The 19854-nt window shown below is 43.7% G+C and carries 17 protein-coding genes; 12 read left to right on the top strand and 5 right to left on the bottom strand.

The features are described from left to right. The first annotated feature begins 107 nt into the window (after positions 1–107). From AB6D07_RS11120 to AB6D07_RS11105, 4 genes are all read left to right on the top strand, one after another. Positions 108–896 carry a hypothetical protein gene (locus AB6D07_RS11120; RefSeq protein ID WP_017102738.1) on the top strand — a complete coding sequence of 263 codons (789 nt, stop codon included), beginning with the start codon at positions 108–110 and terminating at the stop codon, positions 894–896. A gap of 105 nt (positions 897–1001) precedes the next feature. Beyond that, entirely contained in the window at positions 1002–2513 is a 1512-nt protein-coding gene (locus tag AB6D07_RS11115; protein ID WP_009845789.1) for a DUF1214 domain-containing protein, read from the top strand. A gap of 217 nt (positions 2514–2730) precedes the next feature. Further along, entirely contained in the window at positions 2731–4062 is a 1332-nt protein-coding gene (locus AB6D07_RS11110; protein ID WP_372140717.1) for an MFS transporter, read from the top strand. Between the two features lie 185 nt (positions 4063–4247). Next, complete coding sequence (locus AB6D07_RS11105) at positions 4248–5129, top strand: DMT family transporter (RefSeq protein ID WP_017102736.1); 882 nt, start codon at positions 4248–4250, stop codon at positions 5127–5129. Here AB6D07_RS11105 and AB6D07_RS11100 read toward each other — a convergent pair. Next, a complete protein-coding gene (locus AB6D07_RS11100; RefSeq protein WP_017102735.1) occupies positions 5116–6306 on the bottom strand; it encodes a GGDEF domain-containing protein in 1191 nt (396 codons plus the stop codon). The genes AB6D07_RS11105 and AB6D07_RS11100 overlap by 14 nt on opposite strands. Before the next feature lie 302 nt (positions 6307–6608). Between AB6D07_RS11100 and AB6D07_RS11095 the strand changes: the two genes are divergently transcribed. Both AB6D07_RS11095 and AB6D07_RS11090 read left to right on the top strand, forming a co-directional pair. Next, a complete protein-coding gene (locus AB6D07_RS11095) occupies positions 6609–7397 on the top strand; it encodes a phytanoyl-CoA dioxygenase family protein (RefSeq protein WP_017102734.1) in 789 nt (262 codons plus the stop codon). Positions 7398–7516: 119 nt separating this feature from the next. Further along, positions 7517–7858, top strand: a complete 342-nt coding sequence (locus AB6D07_RS11090) for a hypothetical protein (protein ID WP_017102733.1) — start codon at positions 7517–7519, stop codon at positions 7856–7858. 146 nt (positions 7859–8004) lie between these two features. Here AB6D07_RS11090 and AB6D07_RS11085 read toward each other — a convergent pair whose 3' ends face one another. Together AB6D07_RS11085 and AB6D07_RS11080 are read right to left on the bottom strand one after the other, a co-directional pair. After that, positions 8005–9216, bottom strand: a complete 1212-nt coding sequence (locus AB6D07_RS11085; RefSeq protein WP_017077341.1) for a radical SAM protein — start codon at positions 9214–9216, stop codon at positions 8005–8007. 30 nt (positions 9217–9246) lie between these two features. After that, positions 9247–9522, bottom strand: coding sequence for a hypothetical protein (locus AB6D07_RS11080; protein ID WP_009845795.1), 276 nt, complete (start codon positions 9520–9522; stop codon positions 9247–9249). Between the two features lie 196 nt (positions 9523–9718). On the opposite strand from AB6D07_RS11080, the gene AB6D07_RS11075 reads away from it, so the two are divergent. Further along, positions 9719–10705 carry a zinc-dependent alcohol dehydrogenase family protein gene (locus AB6D07_RS11075; RefSeq protein WP_017102732.1) on the top strand — a complete coding sequence of 329 codons (987 nt, stop codon included), beginning with the start codon at positions 9719–9721 and terminating at the stop codon, positions 10703–10705. Positions 10706–10848: 143 nt separating this feature from the next. Here AB6D07_RS11075 and AB6D07_RS11070 read toward each other — a convergent pair whose 3' ends face one another. Beyond that, positions 10849–13029: a bifunctional diguanylate cyclase/phosphodiesterase gene (locus tag AB6D07_RS11070; protein ID WP_017102731.1), complete on the bottom strand. Its 2181-nt coding sequence runs from the start codon at positions 13027–13029 to the stop codon at positions 10849–10851. An 18-nt stretch (positions 13030–13047) separates the two neighbouring features. Beyond that, positions 13048–13908: a phosphate/phosphite/phosphonate ABC transporter substrate-binding protein gene (locus AB6D07_RS11065; protein ID WP_232281795.1), complete on the bottom strand. Its 861-nt coding sequence runs from the start codon at positions 13906–13908 to the stop codon at positions 13048–13050. Between the two features lie 551 nt (positions 13909–14459). On the opposite strand from AB6D07_RS11065, the gene AB6D07_RS11060 reads away from it, so the two are divergent. The 5 genes from AB6D07_RS11060 to AB6D07_RS11040 all read left to right on the top strand — a co-directional run bounded on the left by AB6D07_RS11060 (position 14460) and on the right by AB6D07_RS11040 (position 19697). Then, entirely contained in the window at positions 14460–15173 is a 714-nt protein-coding gene (locus tag AB6D07_RS11060; RefSeq protein WP_017102729.1) for an ABC transporter ATP-binding protein, read from the top strand. 8 nt (positions 15174–15181) lie between these two features. Beyond that, the gene (locus AB6D07_RS11055; RefSeq protein WP_029222877.1) at positions 15182–17716 is read left to right on the top strand and encodes an FtsX-like permease family protein; all 2535 of its coding nucleotides are present in this window, start codon (positions 15182–15184) and stop codon (positions 17714–17716) included. Continuing rightward, entirely contained in the window at positions 17716–18849 is a 1134-nt protein-coding gene (locus AB6D07_RS11050) for a lipocalin-like domain-containing protein (protein WP_029222876.1), read from the top strand. The genes AB6D07_RS11055 and AB6D07_RS11050 overlap by 1 nt, the downstream gene beginning before the upstream one ends. Before the next feature lie 286 nt (positions 18850–19135). Continuing rightward, positions 19136–19522: a hypothetical protein gene (locus tag AB6D07_RS11045; protein ID WP_241810818.1), complete on the top strand. Its 387-nt coding sequence runs from the start codon at positions 19136–19138 to the stop codon at positions 19520–19522. Next, on the top strand, positions 19491–19697 hold the full coding sequence (locus AB6D07_RS11040) for a hypothetical protein (protein ID WP_241810817.1): 207 nt from the start codon (positions 19491–19493) through the stop codon (positions 19695–19697). The genes AB6D07_RS11045 and AB6D07_RS11040 overlap by 32 nt, the downstream gene beginning before the upstream one ends. Positions 19698–19854 lie beyond the last annotated feature (157 nt).

Below are 19854 nucleotides of genomic sequence, written 5' to 3'. Positions count from 1 at the left end.
AACGAATGATTAAGTTTATATAAATTAACTTAACGATGTCCACTTTGTATAGTTACCTCACCTTCACGCAGTACACGGATGTAGTGAGATAAATTTATGAGGCATCTATGTTATTACAACGTTCAATCCTTTCTCTAACTCCTTTGTTTCTGGCAAGTGTCGCGTTCGCGGAAGAAGCCGAAATTCAAGATATGTCAGACCCGTTAGCCGTCTATACACAAGGTGGCTTCGGTTACACAGACAAAGGCTTAAACCTGAAAATCGGGCAAACCTATGACACTGGTAGCGATACGACCATGGGTATGAATGTCTTCGAAGTCAAAGGCATCGCTGGTGAAGCCATTGGTTGGAATGACCGAGGCGCAGATGACAGTATCGATTCGATTCGTTTCAGAAACTTCGGCGTAGACTTAACCAATGGTCGAGGCACACAAGTCGATATGTCTTGGGATTTCGATAGTAATCAAGGTAGTGCGTCATACAGCTTTATACAGGCTCTTCCACAAATGGGCATGTTTAACTTCTATCCGCTTGCGGGTGTTGGTGTTGCTTCAGGTGAGGAGTTGGTTGAAGGCTCTGGAGGCAACCTCGACGCGGATCAACTTCGTGATCGCTACAACATGCACGGCACTTTCTACGTGGCGGGTATGTACGCAAAAATGCAACTTACCGACAAGATTTGGTTGAACTATAACCCTATGTATTTAGGCACGATGTCTGGTTCATCAACGTTCAAAGATTATGGATTCGAGGGCAGTGATTCTGTACTCGCACATGAGTTTGCTGCGAGCTACCAGATTAACCCAAGGGCGAACGTTCGTTATTTTGCAAATTGGACAGAAAACACCAGTATCGAAGACGGTGATCACCGCATCGAATTTAACTATCAGTTTTAAGCAGTCACTTTCTGCTTGGATGAGCTCTTTCAGTTTGAACCAATGATTTCTGTTCGACGAGCCATTCCCGTTTTGACGAATAATTTTGAGTTTTGAGGACACATTATGAATATGATATCTAAAGCCTTTGTTGGTAGTTTCACTTGCCCATTACGCTCAGCTGCCATGCTAGTTTCTGTAACAGCCTTGTTTTCAGCCACAGCGATAGCAGGCAACGGTGATGCGACAGAAACGATCCAAACGCGTGCAGGTGACTTTACTTTCGAAACCGACTTTCTTCATGGCATTCCAACACAAGAAAGCTCTGCAAAACTGTTTGAACTGATGGACTATCAACGCGCCTCACAAGCTTACATTTGGTCCGTGCCTTTGGTGTCAAACTACGCATGGAAACAAGCCTATGCCGACATGGGGGCAGAGGATGGTCAAATTACTTATGTTGAGTCTCATGAATCTAAGCTAGGAGGTTTAACTTACAATACCTCTACGCCTTACGCGATTACTTGGTTTAACGTAGAGAAAGAGCCCGTTGTTATAGAAATACCCACAAATGAACTGCGTGGCGCGGTACACACCATGTGGCAAATCGGTATTTCTCAGATGACTGAGCCGGGCGTCTACGTGGTAAAAGCGAAAGGTTCTGAAACGCCGAGTAACCTGCCAAAAGGCGCAAAAGTATTTGAGTCTGATACCAATAATGTTTTCTTGGGTGTTCGCTTAATGGCTAAGTCAGATCAGCAACGTATGAAAGACTTAGAAGCATTAAAAATTACTGACCTTAACGGCAAGCCGCTCAGTAGCAAAGGCGTGAACTTCCCTGAACGTGGTGACGATGCTAAGCACCCACGTGGTATGGCATTTTGGGAGACCTTGAATGAAGCGATCCAAGCCGAACCTGTAGCAGAGCGCGACCGCATGATGCACGACATGTTACGCCCACTAGGTATTGAAAAAGGCAAAGCATTTACTCCATCAGCTCAGCAGCGTGACATCTTAGAACAAGCTGTAATCATGGGTGAAGCTATGGTTAAAAACATCGATTTCAACAAGACTGAACGCCTACCACACGCGGCTTATGGCAAAGAAGGGAATTCGTGGGAAATCGCAACGGCTTCAACACCAAACCAAGACCGTCACTATGGTATGGACCTCGATGGACGTGCAGCTTGGTTTTATGAAGCCGTCACTAACGACATTGCAATGCATGGATTTGAGAACGGCGGTTGGGGACAGATCTACCTAGACAACTACCGTGACGACAATGGCAAAGGGCTAAATGGCAGTAACCACTATACTTTGACGCTAGATGGAGATGTAAATTTCGCCGATTTATTCTGGACCATCACTGTCTACAACGTCGAGAACCGCGCCATCATCGACAACGAAATTGAGCGTGCCGACGTGGGTTCTAACATTGAAGGGACAGTTAAAGATTCGCAAGGCAATTACACCTTCCACTTCTCGCCAACTAAGCCTGCTGGTGTAAATGAAGCGAATTGGGTGCAAACCCGAGAAGATGAAAACTGGTTTGTTTACTTCCGCGCTTACTCACCAAGTAAAGCATTTGTAGCGCAACAGCCAGAAACCTTATTGCCTAACTTTAAGCGCGTGGACTAGCCGTTAAGTCTATGTACTAACGATAAAGTTCACTGCGGCCTACGATAAAAGAGGAGCCTCAGCGCTCCTCTTTTTAATCCTGCTACCTTTCTAGCCGTCAAAGGCGCTGCGAAATAAACTCAACTAGTTGTTTTTCTGATTCTTGAAACAATTCCATGATTTAAAAGAGTAAAAGGGTTATACATAATAATGTGTTATCTAAATTACTGAAATTATCATGACGCTCAAAGAGATCCTTAACATTCCCAATGTCCGCTACTTCTTAATGTTTAGAAGCAGCTACTTTGCGCGTTTTTACTACCCTATATTCACCCTACTTTATTTAGATTACGGGTTAACCCTGTCTCAATTCGCGATGCTCAATGTAGTTTGGGCGGCCACCATTGTGCTTGCTGAAGTACCGTCGGGTGCATTCGCCGATACCTTAGGCCGCAAGAAACTGGTGGTGCTGTCTTCGATTGTGATGTTTGTTGAGATCGCCATGATAGCGCTAGTACCAACCGGAAACCCCGACTTGGTATTCATAGTCTTTCTAATTAACCGGATTCTCAGTGGCTTAGCGATGGCACTGGCCAGCGGTGCTGACGAGGCATTGGCTTACGACACCTTAAAGGAACAAGGCAATGAAGAGTTGTGGCCGCGAGTGCTGCAAATTCAGCTTCGTGTCGCCTCAACGGTCGGTATCTTTGTCACACTAATTGGCGCGGCGATGTACGACGTGAACTTTATGGCGAACATCTTTCATTTCCTTGGACTATCTGAACCAGAAAGCACTAAAGATCTGATGCGTATTCCTGTGTTCGCCACCCTATTTGTAGCGATGATCGCCATCTATGCCGCGATTAATATGCGCGAAGAGAAAAAGGTAATGCCAAGCGACCAAACCAAATTGGCAACCACCATCGCCAGCCTTAAATTAACAGCTGACACAGGTAAGTGGGTACTTGCTACGCCTTACGTGCTGTTCATGTTGTTGTATTACAGCCTGTTCGAACACACCTCAAGAATGTTCCTAACCATGAACAGCCAATATTATCTCGCCATCGATATTCCTATTATCTACTTCGGTTTTATTGGCGCGGGGATCAGTTTGCTTAAAATCATATTGGCGGGGCAAAGCCGTAGGCTAGCAGAAAGCATGGAGCCTAAAACCTTCATTGTGGTTATGGGTTTAGCAAGCATGGCGACTTATTATTGGATCAGTTTAGGTTGGACGATTTACGGGGTTATTCCAGCACTAGTACTGATTTTTATTATCATGACGATGAACATTTTCATTAGCTACCACCTGAATAAAAAAACCGAATCACACACCCGAGCCACTGTCCTCAGCTTTAAAGGCCTGATGTTTAATCTCGGATATGGGCTGATCGGCATTTTGTACGCTTACTACTATAAACTGGTGTCTCAGGGCTACACCGAACAAGAAATAGAACAGAACCTCGCTTTCTTAGCTTCACTGTCTTCGTTTTTCTATTACTTCACCTTATTGTTCGTTTTGATTAGCGCGTTGCTCTATTTCAAAAACAAAAAACAGCCGATCTTTTGAGGCGGCTAGCTATATTGTGTTGAAGTTCAATGAGCTGTCCCTTCAAAGGTTAGCTCGCACAAAGTTCTGATTTCCCCAAATAGACTATCGCCTGAAAATAGACGCTCAATAAACAAACAAGCCCCTTCTTCTATTGGTTAAATTTGTTAATATAATCATAATTTTATATAACACACGGAAGCGTCATGTCATTTAGTTGGATAGCCTTTACTCTTCTCGCAGCCTTCAGCCAATCTTGGCGCAATGCCTTTCAAAGCAAGTTAAGTGGCACCATGAGTGTTGCTGGTGTGACGCTGGCGCGTTTTATCTGGGCAGCCCCAATCGCCTTAATTTATCTGTGTGCCCTCTATCAATGGAAGCCAGTATCCACACCTGATTTTTCGGGTGAGTTTGTTTTCTACATTATTGCAGCAGCCATTATGCAGATCCTCGCGACGGGCTTAATGGTGATGTTATTTAAGCTCGAAAACTATGCGATAGGAGCAGGCTTAGCCAAGTGTGAAGCCCCCGTATCTGCTGTGTTATCCGTATTGTTTTTTGGAACTGCTTTAACATTAACAGGTTGGATTGGCGTGCTTATTGGCACGTTAGGCGTACTAATCATGAGTAGTTCTTCTGGTTGGCGAAGCTTGTCTCCGAAAGTGTTCTTACTAGGTATGGCGTGTAGTACCGCTTTTGCTTTAACGTCTCTTTGGGTACGTGAAGCAAGCTTGAGCATAGGGCTGCCCTTCCCTCATAGCGCTGCTTGGGTGCTGTTTTTGGTGATAACTCTTCAGACATGCATTATCTGTACGTATCTCTTTTTCAGAGAGCGCGACACGCTGCGCCAGATATTCAAGAAATCTAAACTGGTCATCATGACAAGCTTAGCGAGTGTTATCGGTTCTCTGGGTTGGTTTAGCGCGATGTCGCTTCAAGCCGTGCCGTACGTAAAGACACTCGGGCAAGTCGAAGTGATCTTCATGGTGTTGATATCCTATTTCTGGTTAGGGCAAAGCATCGCGCGCAAAGACATTCTTGCGCTCATCTTGCTTTCTATCGCAGCAGTATTGGTTATGTGGCAGTGACGAGCTCGTTAATATGACTAGGACAAATTGAAGTCATATTGCGACCGTTTGTTTTCGCTTGATATAACGCTTTGTCGGCTCGGCTAATAAACCCATTCCAACTCTCATGTGGGTGAAGCTGAGCGACACCGAAACTCGACGTCAGAAACATCTCATTCCCTTGCACGGCTGAGATCTCTGAAATAGACAATCGCAGCTTACAAGCAATAGCCTGTGCTTGTAGGAAATTAACATTGGGCAATAAAATCATTATCTCGTCTCCGCCAAAACGGAACGCGCTGGCTGTTGGCGATATTTTGATTGCACTTTGAACCATTTCAGCAAAAGACTTGATGACGAGATCACCCACAATATGTCCGTGTTGGTCATTGATCGACTTAAAATTATCAATATCCATCATAATGGCACTAACAGGCGCAGTCCCCGCCTGCTTCATGATGACTGGAACCATTTCATCTAATGCTCTGCGGTTTCCAAGTGCCGTTAAAGGGTCGCTGTAAGACAGGTCATGAATAGACCTAAGCAACCTTGCATTAATCAACCAGAGCATTGTGAAGCTCATCGACACGATAAGAACAATACTCATTAAAAAGGCAAGTTGATGAATGAGTGCGGCTGCCATGAAATCCTGAAGCTCAGCTGAAAATAGCGTCACCAATACTCGGAAAACCATAAACCCGCCATATATCAAAAATGATAAGGCCATCATCCGAGTAGCTAAGTTCAAGTCATCACGTTGACCCTTTAACACCACAAAGGCAGTGCAAAGAGTGACAAAGGCTAAATAGAAGCTAATGAGAATAATTCGAGCCTTGATGGAAGGTTCATAGTACGTGAAGTGAATAAAACCTAGCAGAAGAGCCAACATCATCAAGCTGCTGAGGTAGGTACATTTTAAAGAGTATTCTCGGAACAAGCATAAACTATACAAAGCGAGATGAAAGCCTAGCGCAATGACCATATTGGCGCCAATAACAGTGACCCAATCCGGTAACTCCCCCCTTAGGCTCAACATCAACGGCCCAGTTCCAATAACAAATATTGAAAGGGAAAAGCTAGAGAGCCCTTTAATTGGCTGTTGCGTAAATTGGAACAGCAATAAGCCAATGCAGTAAGTGAAAGAGAACAAAATAATAATAAAATTAAGCGTTCTCATATCCAGCGAAAAACCATCCATGATTTTCTATCTTCCATACACAACCAAATTTCAACATGGTCAATAATCATGCAAACCACAAAAACATTCACTATATGAATCTTTTCATTTTATAAAATAAGGGATAGATCACATATGCGGAGATTTTTATCGCATGAGTCCATGATATGGATAGGCATGTAACACTCGCCCTATAGAGCTTTATCGCATCACTGAATCTACAGGCTTCTGCACTCGTTACTTGGTTGAATGACAACTGTCTGGCATTATGCGCCCAAGAAACCTGTGGTTATTACACAGCAAAGAATGAACGAAGGTAATCAGTGGTAGAAAACAGCCAACAATTAAGTGACCGTTACGACGAACATGGTTACTTTGTTATCAGAAATTATTTCGATGAAGCTCAAATTGCATCGCTTAGAAAAGTCGTGCTGAAATTCCATGAATCATGGAAAGCAGACAACGAAGAATTCTATAAAGAAGAAGCATTTAACTCGTCTTTAATTACGGGAAGCGAGTATTTGCCTGCCGACGATAGAAGTGTGCTTTTTGACTTCATCAGCTCAAAACAAGTGATGAACGTGGTTGATGCGGTGATTCCAAACAAACCAGCATTCATGAATACACAGCTGTTCTTCAACCCGGTAAATCCGCAACAAAAAGACTTCTGGCATCGTGACTGTCAATACGACTACGACGTTGATGACCAAATGAAAGTCATCATGGAAACCCAGGTATTGCATCTGCGAGTCCCCCTTTTTGATGAGCCCGGTATGGAGCTTATCCCCGGCACGCACAAACGTTGGGATAACGCAGAAGAGTACAATGTTCGCCAAGAAGAAAACGGCAAAGTGAGCAGCGATGACATCTCTGGTGGTAAGCAGATACCATTAGCCGCCGGTGACTTATTGGTTTTTTCAGCGGATATGATCCACCGAGGCCGATATGGTTTGGATCGTTTGGCTTTGGATATTTTGATCTTTGATTCGGCGGCGGACTATGTCGACTACGTTGATGATGACTGTTTACCAACACCAGCTATGTTGAGCAATATTACCGACCCAAGATTGTTTATGAACACGCTACACTTAAAATCGATGCTTTGCTCCTAAGAGATTAAAACAGTTACATCAAAAGTCACATGACTTGAAAATAATAACAAATATGTTCACATTTATTTCATAGCGCTCGCAATAAGATAGCTTCATATTCAATATTCGAGATAAGCAATATGAAAAAATTAATTATTAGCATGTCACTACTTACAGCGCTTGTTTCGGGTGCTGTTTTAGCCGAAGTGAATGGTGAAGATTTTAACGAATTCCCTAAACAAGATGCTGCGCACTGCTTTGGTTGGGCGGCAGGCTTAGATAAAGACCAAGATTACGCTAAGTTTATTGTCGAGCTATCGACAGATCGCACAGTGAGTGTCAAAGAAGATCCTTATATAATGGAAGAGTTCGGCACTGCAATGGGTTATTCAGAAGCGATGTTAGAATTTGCTGGGAAAGAAGCTGCGGATGCTAAATATAAACTAGTCTGCGATCCAATCAAACAAAGCTATGGCTTTTGATCGCGAGGTTTCACCGCTACGTCAAAGACTTGATACAAAGGCTCCACATGGAGCCTTTAAAGTGTACTGACTCAGTCAAGCATTCCGAATAGTAAAACTTATTTATGAACCTTCGCGATTTTCATTCCATGTATCCAGAACAAATTTTAATTGAACCAGGCAACAACTCGTTCTTTCAAGCTCGCATTCTTTCTCCAAATCCAATACAAGCCTTCCTCTAGCTCTTCAACGCTCATACGACTTGGCTGATAAACCGGATGGCTACCATCGTACTTGGACCAATCTTTAGTAAGAAGTCGCCCTTCTCGCTCTAGCTGATTAAAAGACTCCGAACCGGGAAACGGAATCATGTAGTGCGGGATCACCTTATCAACCTTGATATCTTCGACGAACTTCTGCGTTTGTTTGAAGATAGAAGTGTCATGTTCATCAAAACCGAACAAAAAATCTCCCCATACTTCAATACCATGAGATCTTATCTCAGCGATGTACTCTTTCATTTTAGATGGTTTCACAAAGCCTTTTTTCTGAGCCTTTAAAGCCTCTTCAGATGGCGTTTCTATGCCTAATAATACAGCTTTGAACCCTGACTTCACCGCAGCACTAAGCAATTCGGTGTCACGAGCAATCAAGACTGTCGTTTCCCCATAGAAGCTCATGTTAAGCGGCTCAATGGCTTTAAATAGTGCCAAAGCATATTCACGGTCATGAGTGAGATTGTCGGAGTGTAACTCAACCCACTCAATACCTAATGTCTTGAGATCCGCTAACTCGCTGACGATATTTTCGATTGGCCTTTTCTGGAACTTATCAAAGAACCTTGGCACTAAACAGAAGTTACATTTAAATGGGCAACCTCTTGTCACAACTACTGACCATGTATAATTGTACGCTTCAGGATTGATGATATTTGTTGGGTATGGATTGAGCATACTGAGATCGACAGGCTCGGAGCTTTCATAAATAGGCTGTAGCGAACCAAACTCTGCGTCACGTAGTAACTGAACCCAGTAGTTCTCAACTTCTCCCATCGCCAAACAATCCGCATATACTGCCGCTTCTGAAGGGTTAAACTGAGTATGTAACCCCCCGAGGATCACTGTTTTGCCTTTTTTCTTATATTTAGAAGCTAGCTCATAAGCCCGATAAGCATCTGGAGTCGACATAAATATCACCACCAAATCAGCATCATTATAAAGGTCGGCTTTTGCACCTATGGTCTCATCAACCATATCTAGCTTGTACCACTTTGGTGTCGCAGCAGCGGCGGCAAAGATGTTTTGTGGAGGTCCCCCCGTAGAGGCTTTGTATTTTGAGTAATCGCTGCCAGCAGACGCTTTAATTAAATAGATTTTCATAACGTATCCTAATTATTAAATTTTGCTTTGCTACAAAGAGCTAAAAAACTCAAAGACTCTATTGTCCATATAGAAATATACCCCTCCCATCACAAACCAACTGATGATGATTAAGGTAAACAAAACTGGATGTTCTTTTAGCTCAATACGTTCAACAAAGAAGGCTTCTTTTGCGCGAAGATTTTCCCATCCCCAAAACCAGCAAAATAGCCCCCAAATCAGAAGTAGATGAAACTTAAGAGCAAACAAGGCCATGGTCAGAGCCAGCAATGTTTTCCACTTAGACATTACTTCAGGCACGTTCATCTTTCTTAACTCCCAGTTATTAAACTAGGAATCATTGTAAATAGGTGTTGGTCAACTTTTGGTTAACTAATTTCAATTTGAACAATCGATTGCCAACAACATCGATGTTGAGCAATATTAGCGACCCAAGATTGTTTATGAACACGCTACACTTAAAATCAATGCAGTACTCATAATCCATAAGGGTGCCCGAACTATGACTGACACTAAGCAAAATACCCGAATTAGCCAGTTCCGTTTCGGTCAGCCAAAAGAATCTCTCAAGTTAGAACATGTCGCTTTAGGGGCACTAGACAAAGATAAAGTTCGCGTACAAATTGAAGCGACTAACATCAACCCTAGTGATCTGTTGTCGATTTATGGTGTGGGCCAATACAAACATAGCCACCAGCCGCCGAGAGTACCGGGATTTGAAGCGGTAGGAAGGGTTGTAGAATCCAGCAGTGCTGAGTTTTCAGTGAATCAGCGCGTGCTTGTGGCAAGCAGTGGAACATGGCAGAACTATGTCGATGTATCACCAGATGACCTGTTCCAAATTCCTCAGCATTTAGACAATGGCTACGCCTGTCAGTTGTACATTAATGCGCTAACTGCATGGGTGTTGACGACAGAAGTGGCTAAGCTGACCCAAGAAGATGTGTTGATCATCAACGCAGGCAGCTCTGCCATCGGTAAGATCTTCTCCCAGTTATCAGTATCACTCGACTTTAAAATCATTGTCGTTACATCACAGCCGGAACAATGCCTAGCCACTTCCAGTTGGGTGTTAGATGCAAACGACGATTTAGCTTCTCAAATTAAGGCGTTAGGCTTGCCGATGCCAACCGTTGCCTTTGATGCGATTGGCGGCTCACCCGGAACCGATCTTATTCACACCCTTGGCAACAAAGGGCGTTTTATCAACTATGGGACGCTGTCGTTGGATTTTTACGAGCCACGCTTCTTTGAGTACGCGAAAAGCCAAGACATTGATTTCAGCACCTTCTTCTTACGTTATTGGGAGGAAGCGGAAGGTAAAGATGTTCGCCGTGATAAATTCACAAGCATGCTGGATCACTTCATCACAAACGATATTCAGCTCGACGTTGACCGCTATCTGCCATTCGATGAAGTGCAAACCGCGATTGATCTCATTGAATCGAAAACCACACGCCTAGAGGGCAAGATCATCTTGCTTCCTTAGTACATCGTTGATCGCGATAACTTGCGCTCGTGTTAGGTAACCCTCCTAACACTGCGTTAAACGGGGGAGTTTGGAATGTATACTAGTCCATGAAGACATTAATACACTGTTATTGGTCGGTATAGACTCTGAATAAGACCTAATTACTTCAGATAAATAACGTTTGTATCTTTCGGTTTGCTCAACCCAGTTTCAAGTTTTTCCGACAACGTTTCCGCACACATAGGTTTGGCCAAGAGATAACCTTGTCCGTAGTCACAGTGCGATTGCGCTAAGAAGCTTGACTGGATCGTTGTTTCAATTCCTTCAGCAACGACCTTAATACCTAGCTGGTGAGCCATTGAAACAACTGCCGCACATAGAGCTCGGTCATTCATATCGCACTCAAGATCATTGACAAAGCTTCGGTCAATTTTCAAACCATCAATATTGAACTCTCGTAAGAACCCTAGTGAAGAGTATCCGGTGCCAAAATCATCTAACCAGACTTTGATCCCCATACTCCTAAGGTCGTCCAACGTTTTCTTTGCACTTACCTTATCAAACATTAGGGCCGTTTCGGTTACTTCTATATGTAACCTTGTCACTTCAACTTGATGTTTTTTTGTTTGATATTGGAATGTTCGGAGTGCCTTATCACCATAGAGCTGCTTTGGAGACAGGTTTATCGCAACATAAAATTCGGGAGGAAGGTGATGTCTAAAATCCCACTCCTGAATATCTTTGCAGGCTTGCATTACTATCCAATCACCAAGTGTATGAATAATATCCGTGGCTTCAGCGATAGGAATGAACTCAATTGGAGAAATATTGCCTTTTGTAGGGTGATGCCAACGTATAAGGGCTTCAACTCCAACGACATGCCCTGTTTTCAGGTCAAACTTTGGTTGATATAAAAGCCTAAACTGAGAAAAATCATCTATCGCAGATCTAAGTTCCTTTTCGATGACTCCTCTTGCGAGTATCTTCTGTTCGATTTCTTGGTTGAAGAAACAGTACCTACCTTTACCATTCTCTTTGGCGCTGTACATTGCCATGTCCGCACTTTTCACCAAGTCTTCAGAGGTATTTCCCGAGTCTGGATATAAAGCAACGCCAACACTCGCTCCAACCACTACCGATTCACCTACGGAATTGAGGTAAATCGGCTGTTTTAGTGAGTGCACAATATCAGAGGCAAACTTAGATACTGTATCCTGTGTCTTAACTCCTGATAAGCGAAGTAAAAACTCATCCCCCCCAACTCTTGCAATCATGCATTGAGGCTCGTCCTTTGTAGCTATTTGCCCCATTTTTTTTAGCGAGTTAGTTAATGTCTGAGCCACTTCACTTAACAGCTCATCTCCAGCTTGATGTCCAAGGTTGTCATTGACTCGTTTAAACTCGTCCAAATCGATAAAGAAAACCGCAAACACCTCTTTTGACTGTTTGCATCGATGAATACATCGTTCAAGGCATTTAATAAACTGAGAGCGATTCGGTAACTTAGTCAGCGGATCGTTATAAGCTAAAAACTCAACTTCCTCATTCCGTTGCTTGAGGCTTGAATCCATACTATCAAACGCCTGAGCAAGTTCTCCGAGTTCATCACTGCGCTGAATGTTGTTTGGTACTTGGAAAATCCCTTTACTGATGCGTTTCGAATGTTGTAGGAGTTGATTAATCGGACGAATCATCGTCTTAGCTAATAACATGGAAAAGAGTAAGCTGACCAGACACATGAACATCGTCAAGGTTATGCTCAACACCGCGCTATAGCTTCGACTTGACTCAGTAATATCCTTGATAATGGTGTTATTTTTCTCGATATCGTCTTTCACAGCCTTTAAGGAGTAGCTCATCACTATGCCACCTAACCGAGTCTTATTCATCGTGATTGGCCGCGCAACAATCAGTGCTGATGAATTGATTTCTGTGTAAGCTTCTTGCTTATTCAAGACATTTTCTTGCACCCTTGGCATATCCAAGTTGGAGCCATAACCGAGTACTACATCTTCTCCTGTATGAACTATCAGACCATTAGCATCAAAAACCTTTATGAATATGACATCTTTATTTTCAAAGGCAGGCTCTAAAATGGAGTTAATATTATCGATATCATAAAAATACATCGGATCAAAAAGTGCATCTGAGAGGTACTCAACCGTTTGTTCTGCTTGACTCTGAGCTTGGGAAGTAAAGTTCTCTGCAATATTCGTTGCCGTTTCTTCTAGAATTTCATCACTATAGTATGAAGATATCAGCCACTGAGACAAGGAAAGGCAGCCCATAGTCAAAACGACCATAAGCATGTTTCCGAGAACCAATTTACCTTTTAACTTCATAAGCAATAACTTCTCTAGTTAACGGGAGATGTATTCATCAACCAGTCGTTTTTGCGCTTCCGCCCAAGAAATGCTTTCTACAATCTCTGGTGTGATAGCATCAAACTTTTTCGTCTTCTTATAGGCTTTCAAAGCCAGTTTACCTTCCTCACTTTCATGAGCCGCAAGCAATACTAAGAGCATGTTTTGCTTAAGTTCGGAGGAGAGATCAGGGCGTATTAGTACTAGTGAGCGGGGAATCGCTTGAGAAGTATGGATTACCTGTAACTGTTGTTTTACCTGCTCGGGAATTTCTTTCTCCCAATCGAGATTACTAAATGCAGCTGACGCAACAATATTACGATGAACCCAGCTCATCATGTTAGATTCTCCTCCAGACTTTGAATATTCATCGGAGAAAAAATAACCCACCTTGTCTTTCGGTGGATATTCTCTAGGGGAGCTTAGCTCATAGAGCTTATATCCTTGCCCAAGCAGTATCGCCGCAGGGACAAGAAATGCACTAGTAGAACCGACATCCTCAAAGACAACCGTTTTGCCTCGCAGGTCACCTAGGGAGTCTACCCCGTTATCGCGTTTGGAAAAGAAGATTGAATGATATTCCGCCACACCGCTTTTCCATCGTCTTGCTAAAAGTTCAGCACCCGAATATTGCATTAATTCCTGTGCTGCAAACACCGTTTCAGAAACCAGATCTACCTGACCGCTTTTTATCCAACGAGCCATTTGACGAGAGTCGCGGGCGACAACAACTTGGCCTGTTTTGATACCATAGTTAGATAGGTTTTCAGCTAAGTAATCAGCAAAAGGCTGTGCACGTTTGAATGCTTTTTTGGGGTTAGAGCTAATAACCCCTATGATTATTGTTTCTTCACGCAAGGTGCTTTTCGTGTCTGCACTAGCGGATACCGTGAAAAGCGAACAAACAATTACTGCTAGCAGTAAAACGAACTGTTTACAAATGGACTGACAACTAAACATGCACGCACCAAAATGTGATATCTATCCCAGTATTAGAGCTATAATATTCGAAAATCATAGAATCTGCCATCTTGTATTAGCGATTAGTGGTGTAAGTACACAATCGCGAATAAATTAATCTCATTACGTTAACAACAAGTTGTTATTGCGTCTTCTTACGTGAAAATATTGAGCAAATAGTCTTTACTCTAAGATCATAAACGTGGTCACGAACCATCTAACAGCAAAGTCGAAAACATCTTTGATGGCTTAAACATTCCCACCAACATCTGTATTCTCCCTCGCACTGATCTATTTCCCTCTTATCGAAGTACAAGTTATTAATAATTCGATATAAATCGCTCTATTGTTTGAGATTATTGTCTACAGTTTTATAGAGCTTGTCGCTTCAATAATTGCCACAAGTAATGACACCTTTTGATGGTTAGTTTTGGTTATAAGGAAAGGAAATGGAAAGCCCTATTGTCACACTCACACAGGCCAGCAAAAGCTTTGTTGATGGTAAAGACACTCATAGCGTGTTGGACAATGTCGATTTCGCTTTGGCGACAGGGGCAAGCGTGGCTTTGACAGGGGCGAGTGGCAGTGGGAAAAGTACTCTGCTGAATATCATTGCGGGGTTTGAACCTCTATCCGGTGGCGAACTATCTGGTGGAGAATTGTGGCTCGATGGCGAGAACACATCAGATTGGAAAGATCCACAGTGGAGCCGATTCCGCCATCAAAAACTAGGCGTTATCTTTCAACAGTTCAACTTATTAACGCCACTCAACGTAAAACAAAACATCGCGTTTCCTCTCCATTTAAATCAACAGAAATGGAGCGACTGGTGCGATTATTTAGTTGATGCATTGGGCATCAGTGAGCTACTCGAAAGACACGTATCCGCACTCTCTGGCGGTCAGCAACAACGAGTCGCAATAGCGCGTGCGCTAGCCCATAAACCTAAGCTATTGCTTGCCGACGAACCCACAGGCAACCTCGACCACAAGGCCGGCATTGAGGTGATGAAGTTGCTGAGTGAAATCACCACACAAGGCAACACTGCCGTACTTTTGGTTACGCACAGCCCAGAATGTGCCAGCTTTATGCAGACAAAATTGGTGTTAGATGATGGTTGTTTAAGGAACGCGGAGCTAACCCAAAGAGTAGCAACGTTGTGAGTAATCCAATGAAACAAACTGGCTTCGCACAGAACCAGCTCACCCATACCAAACTGACTCTGAATCTATTCGCGGCACACTACCGCCAGTCGCCACTGCAAGCCGCAGCGATTCTGATCGGCATTGTGCTGGCGGTCACCTTGTTTGTCGCGGTGCAAGCCATCAACCTCAATGCCAAGCGCAGTTATGCAGAATCGACCGAGCAACTTAGCGCCCAAGCGCAGAACCTTATCATTCCACCAGCAGGGCAAAACTATTTGCCGGAATCGCTCTACTTCACCTTAAGACAAAGCGGATTAAGCGCAGCGCTGCCCGTGATTGAAGGGCGAATCAGAGACGAACAAGGCCGACGCTGGTCAGTTCAAGGCAGTGAGTTGATCGCCGCCCTCACTTCAAGATCTCGTCACGCTCGTGTCGACGAACAAAGCAACACTCAAACCAAAGAGCCAAACATTTCCCTGTTCGACAAGGCCTTACCTTTGCCGCAACTCTTAGCGGGTGAACCCATTGTGATGATGAGCCAATCTCAGCACCAGAGTTTGGACGAAGTGGACACGCTCACTTTGGATGAAGTACTCACCAAGGTTGTGGTACTACCAGATGAATGGCAGCTCGGTAGCCGAATGTTGATGGACATTGGGTTCGCTCAGCAACTGCTGAACAAGCAAGGGCAACTGAGCTATATCGCTATTTTTGACACTAAGAGCGACACTAACAGCAATACTCAGGATAAGTGGCAAAGCCTTATCGACAAACAGGGGCAATGGATTTCCAACAACCAAAGTACGGATCTCGGTTCAATTACCGATAGTTTTCACCTCAATCTTACCGCCATGAGTTTGTTGGCGTTTTTGGTTGGTTTGTTCATCGCTTACAACGGCGTAAAATACAGCTTGCTCAAGCGTAATCGGCTGTTGGTACAAATTCAACAAGCTGGAGTTGCGCCAAGCATCGTGTTTTCTGCTCTGCTAATCGAGCTCACGGTTTTAGTCACACTAGGCGCATCACTTGGTTTCATTCTCGGCATTCAACTCAGCCATTGGCTGCATCCCACCGTCGCGATAACGCTTGAGCAACTTTATGGTGCAACACTGCTTCCCGGCACATGGCAGTGGCAATGGCTGGTACAAGCTTTATTACTTACGTTAGCGGCTACGTTAGTTGCATGTTGGCAACACTTTAAGCAGCGTATTCGACAACCACTCTCTTCCCACGGCGGCTTTTACCAAGCGCCAGAGGCTTCAAACGAAAACCAGTTGTTTACTATCGGTTTGGTGCTGACAGTTATCGCGTTAGCAGGGTTATGGCTTAGCGAACATCATCGCTTCACCATGGCGTGGCTTGGAGTGTTAGTGGTATCGATTCCTTTATATCTACCCAAAACACTCAGCGTGTTAGCAAATTGGAGCGAACAGCGCACTAAGTCAGGGTTAATACAATATCTTTTTGCTGAACTGAGAGAGCTAATATCTCCCCTATCCCTTGCCATGATGGCGCTGCTTCTAGCGGTTACCGCTAACATGGGAATGAATACCTTAGTCGGCAGCTTTGAATCCACTTTAAAGCAATGGCTTGAACAGCGCTTACATGCCGATATTTACGTTAGCCCAGCCCAAGGTGAAATCGCCAATGTGGAGCGTGCGTTAGAACAGTTTGAGAACGTTGAAACCGTCTATAAGCAATACTACGTCGATGATAACTTGCAGGGATTACCCACTTTGCTCGGCACCAAAGACAAAGACACACTTGAGCAAACCATGGTGTTCCAATCTCACGTTGATGACTTCTGGTCACGCTTTTACCAAGGTGAATTAGTGGCGATCAGCGAACCCACTGCGGTGAAGCTCGGCTTGTCCCTTGGAAGCCAACTCAAGCTCGACGCGATCCAAGACAAAACACTCATCGTCGGGGCGATTTTCCACGATTACGGCTCACCGAATGGCGAAGTGTTACTTGCACCTAATTTTTGGTTCGAAAACGGATTTACTGGCTTACCCACCAGCTTGGGAATCAAAGTCTATGGCGACCCACAAGTGGTGTACGAACAGCTACGCCAACAACTCAATTTGCACCCTAGCCAGCTTTACGATCAAGCACAGATCAAATCGATCGCTTTAGATATCTTCTCACAAACCTTTGCTATCACTCGGGCGCTTAATGGCGTCACTTTAATGGTGGCGGTGATTGGCTTGTTCTGCGCCTGTTTCATGTTGCTCGATGCACGCAAAGCCGCTATTGCAAGGTTGTACGCGCTCGGTGTTAGTCAGCGAAAATTGATGGCGATGGTGGTCGGGCAAATCGTAGTTCTGGTCGCCTTCACTCTGGTTATCGCTTTACCACTCGGCGCTATGGTCGGTTATGTATTGACGGACATCGTCACCCTGCGCGCCTTTGGTTGGAGCTTAAATTACGTATGGAATTGGAGTGACGCACTCAGCATCGCAGCCATCACCATTCTTGTGGCTGTGTTTGCGACCTTGATTCCACTGTGGCGTTTGGTCAGTAAACCCGTGGTATCCAGTTTGCAAAGTGAGGTGTTGTGATGAATCGAGCAATAAGCGTTTTCGTTCTCACACTTGGCATCTTGCTCCTTTTAGGGTGCGACGAGTCCACTCAACCATCAGCTCAAAATATGGGTTCGATACTTGGCGCAGAAACACAAACCGAGAATGAAACGGCAATCGATCAAGCGCAATTTTCTCCGGTAGTAAAAGGTATCGAGATCACCTTCCCTGCCGACCATCAAGCACACCCTAATTTTCGTCATGAATGGTGGTACTTAACCGCAAACTTAATTGATGAAGACGGCAATGCGTTAGGCGTGCAGTGGACACAATTCCGCTTCGCGGCCGCACCGCTGGAAAGTGGCAATAGCACTAAGGAAACTACGTGGCAAAGTCAGCAAATCTACATGGCACACAGCGCAGTCACCACTAAAGATAAGCACTACGCCGATGAAAAGTGGTCACGTGACCAAGCTGAACTGGCGGGTGTCAGCACTTCCCCATTTAGTGTCTATCTTGATGACTGGCAATGGAACTCTTCAAGCGATGATCTATTCCCCGCAACCTTGGACGCTAATTCAGATCAGTTTGGCTACTCGCTTAAGTTAACCAGCAACGCGCCTTATCAAAAGCAAGGCGTACAAGGCTACAGCACTAAAAGTAGCGATGGCAAAGTGGCTTCCTACTACTACAGCCAACCATTCATTAATGTATCGGGCGAGGTAACTATTGATGGAGTAACCCATCTGGTTTCTGGCAAAGGTTGGATAGACAGAGAATGGAGCTCTCAGTTTTTACTCGACTCGCAACAAGGTTGGGATTGGTTTGCGCTAAGGCTGAGTGATGAAACCAGCTTGGTGGTATTTCAACTTCGAAACTCAACAACAGGCAAAGCCAGTTATTCCCATGCAAGGCTGATGAAACAAAATGGCTCTGGCATCGCGATTAAGCAGCAAGACATCCGCTTAACCGCTATCAAGCAAACAGAAATCGACGGACGCGATTATCCAACAGAATGGCAAGTTTCGATTCCAACTCAACAAATCGAACTGACCGTCTCGGCACTCAATCCAGAAGCAAAAATGCCACTGTCTGTACCCTATTGGGAAGGGCCAATCATAATTAAAGGTTCTCATTCTGGGTCTGGCTATATGGAGTTGACTGGGTACTAAGCATACCGGCACGAACACCATTACGATCCAAAGCTTTTGCTATACCGAAAATTTTACTACCGTGGATATAACTTTGTAGATCTCGACTTAATTCATTGTTTTGTCGAGGGAAAACGTGAACCCCATCGCAATACAACCCCTATTTCAAATACAACGATGTTTAAAGAGTAATACCCTAAGAACCTTCGCTAAGGCAAAGTCATATATTTCGAGAATATTGTTATTGTGCTAATGGACACTTACTTTTCTTACAAGACAAATAACGATAAAAAGGAGTTCGCAACAAATGAAAGCATCACTTAAATTTATCACTCTTTTGATCTTAGTTATTTCAATTCTAGGATGTGAAGATAAAAACGACGTCTATGCTAACCCTCCTAGCCATCTATTAGAGCAACTAGAAGCATACTTCCCACTGTCTATTAAGTATGTAAGAAAAAATGAACAAATAGCACTAACCCAAGGTATCCCTTTACTACCTCAATACGTTGAAATTGCACATAAGATTGGCATCAAATATCCTGAAAAAATCCGCGTACATTATGCCGATTCAATTCCTTTGCCTGAAAATGAATCGTTGCTATTTCAAATGCAACGTTTGGGGCTTGACTCTCCTTACTTTACGGGTTCAACATTTGGTTATGGCATTTGGTTATGGCATTTGGATCGCTAACAAAGCAAAAGGTGACAAATTACTACTTTCTCATGAATTGATTCATGTAAAACAAGTCGAAGATTTGGGGCTTGAAGCATTTACTAAAAAGTATTTATTGCAACTAGCCATCTTTGGTTACGTTGAAGCACCGATAGAAATCGAAGCTTATGAAAATGCAGGTAAATACTTATAGCCTTATTCATTATTCATTATTCATTATTCATTATTCATTATTCATTATTCATTATTAAACTACTTATCAATCGATTCAACGGACTCCAATAACACTTTGTAATGGCTTTGTTGCGTAATTCAATGGAACTAAATCAAGAACCTACGATCTGATCAGC

The organism is Vibrio sp. 10N.239.312.C11 (assembly GCF_041466065.1).
GTDB classification, from domain to species: domain Bacteria; phylum Pseudomonadota; class Gammaproteobacteria; order Enterobacterales; family Vibrionaceae; genus Vibrio; species Vibrio tasmaniensis_A.
The sequence above is the reverse complement of the archived record's forward strand: the minus strand, read 5'-3'. Positions and strand labels throughout refer to the sequence as shown.

Excerpts from the sequence above, each read along its gene's own strand:
- AB6D07_RS11120 (WP_017102738.1), top strand. The coding sequence starts at position 108 with ATGTTATTACAACGTTCAATCCTTTCTCTAACTCCTTTGTTTCTGGCA.
- AB6D07_RS11115 (WP_009845789.1), top strand. The coding sequence starts at position 1,002 with ATGAATATGATATCTAAAGCCTTTGTTGGTAGTTTCACTTGCCCATTA.
- AB6D07_RS11110 (WP_372140717.1), top strand. The coding sequence starts at position 2,731 with ATGACGCTCAAAGAGATCCTTAACATTCCCAATGTCCGCTACTTCTTA.
- AB6D07_RS11105 (WP_017102736.1), top strand. The coding sequence starts at position 4,248 with ATGTCATTTAGTTGGATAGCCTTTACTCTTCTCGCAGCCTTCAGCCAA.
- AB6D07_RS11100 (WP_017102735.1), bottom strand. The coding sequence starts at position 6,306 with ATGGATGGTTTTTCGCTGGATATGAGAACGCTTAATTTTATTATTATT.
- AB6D07_RS11090 (WP_017102733.1), top strand. The coding sequence starts at position 7,517 with ATGAAAAAATTAATTATTAGCATGTCACTACTTACAGCGCTTGTTTCG.
- AB6D07_RS11085 (WP_017077341.1), bottom strand. The coding sequence starts at position 9,216 with ATGAAAATCTATTTAATTAAAGCGTCTGCTGGCAGCGATTACTCAAAA.
- AB6D07_RS11080 (WP_009845795.1), bottom strand. The coding sequence starts at position 9,522 with ATGAACGTGCCTGAAGTAATGTCTAAGTGGAAAACATTGCTGGCTCTG.
- AB6D07_RS11075 (WP_017102732.1), top strand. The coding sequence starts at position 9,719 with ATGACTGACACTAAGCAAAATACCCGAATTAGCCAGTTCCGTTTCGGT.
- AB6D07_RS11070 (WP_017102731.1), bottom strand. The coding sequence starts at position 13,029 with ATGAAGTTAAAAGGTAAATTGGTTCTCGGAAACATGCTTATGGTCGTT.
- AB6D07_RS11060 (WP_017102729.1), top strand. The coding sequence starts at position 14,460 with ATGGAAAGCCCTATTGTCACACTCACACAGGCCAGCAAAAGCTTTGTT.
- AB6D07_RS11055 (WP_029222877.1), top strand. The coding sequence starts at position 15,182 with ATGAAACAAACTGGCTTCGCACAGAACCAGCTCACCCATACCAAACTG.
- AB6D07_RS11050 (WP_029222876.1), top strand. The coding sequence starts at position 17,716 with ATGAATCGAGCAATAAGCGTTTTCGTTCTCACACTTGGCATCTTGCTC.
- AB6D07_RS11045 (WP_241810818.1), top strand. The coding sequence starts at position 19,136 with ATGAAAGCATCACTTAAATTTATCACTCTTTTGATCTTAGTTATTTCA.
- AB6D07_RS11040 (WP_241810817.1), top strand. The coding sequence starts at position 19,491 with ATGGCATTTGGTTATGGCATTTGGATCGCTAACAAAGCAAAAGGTGAC.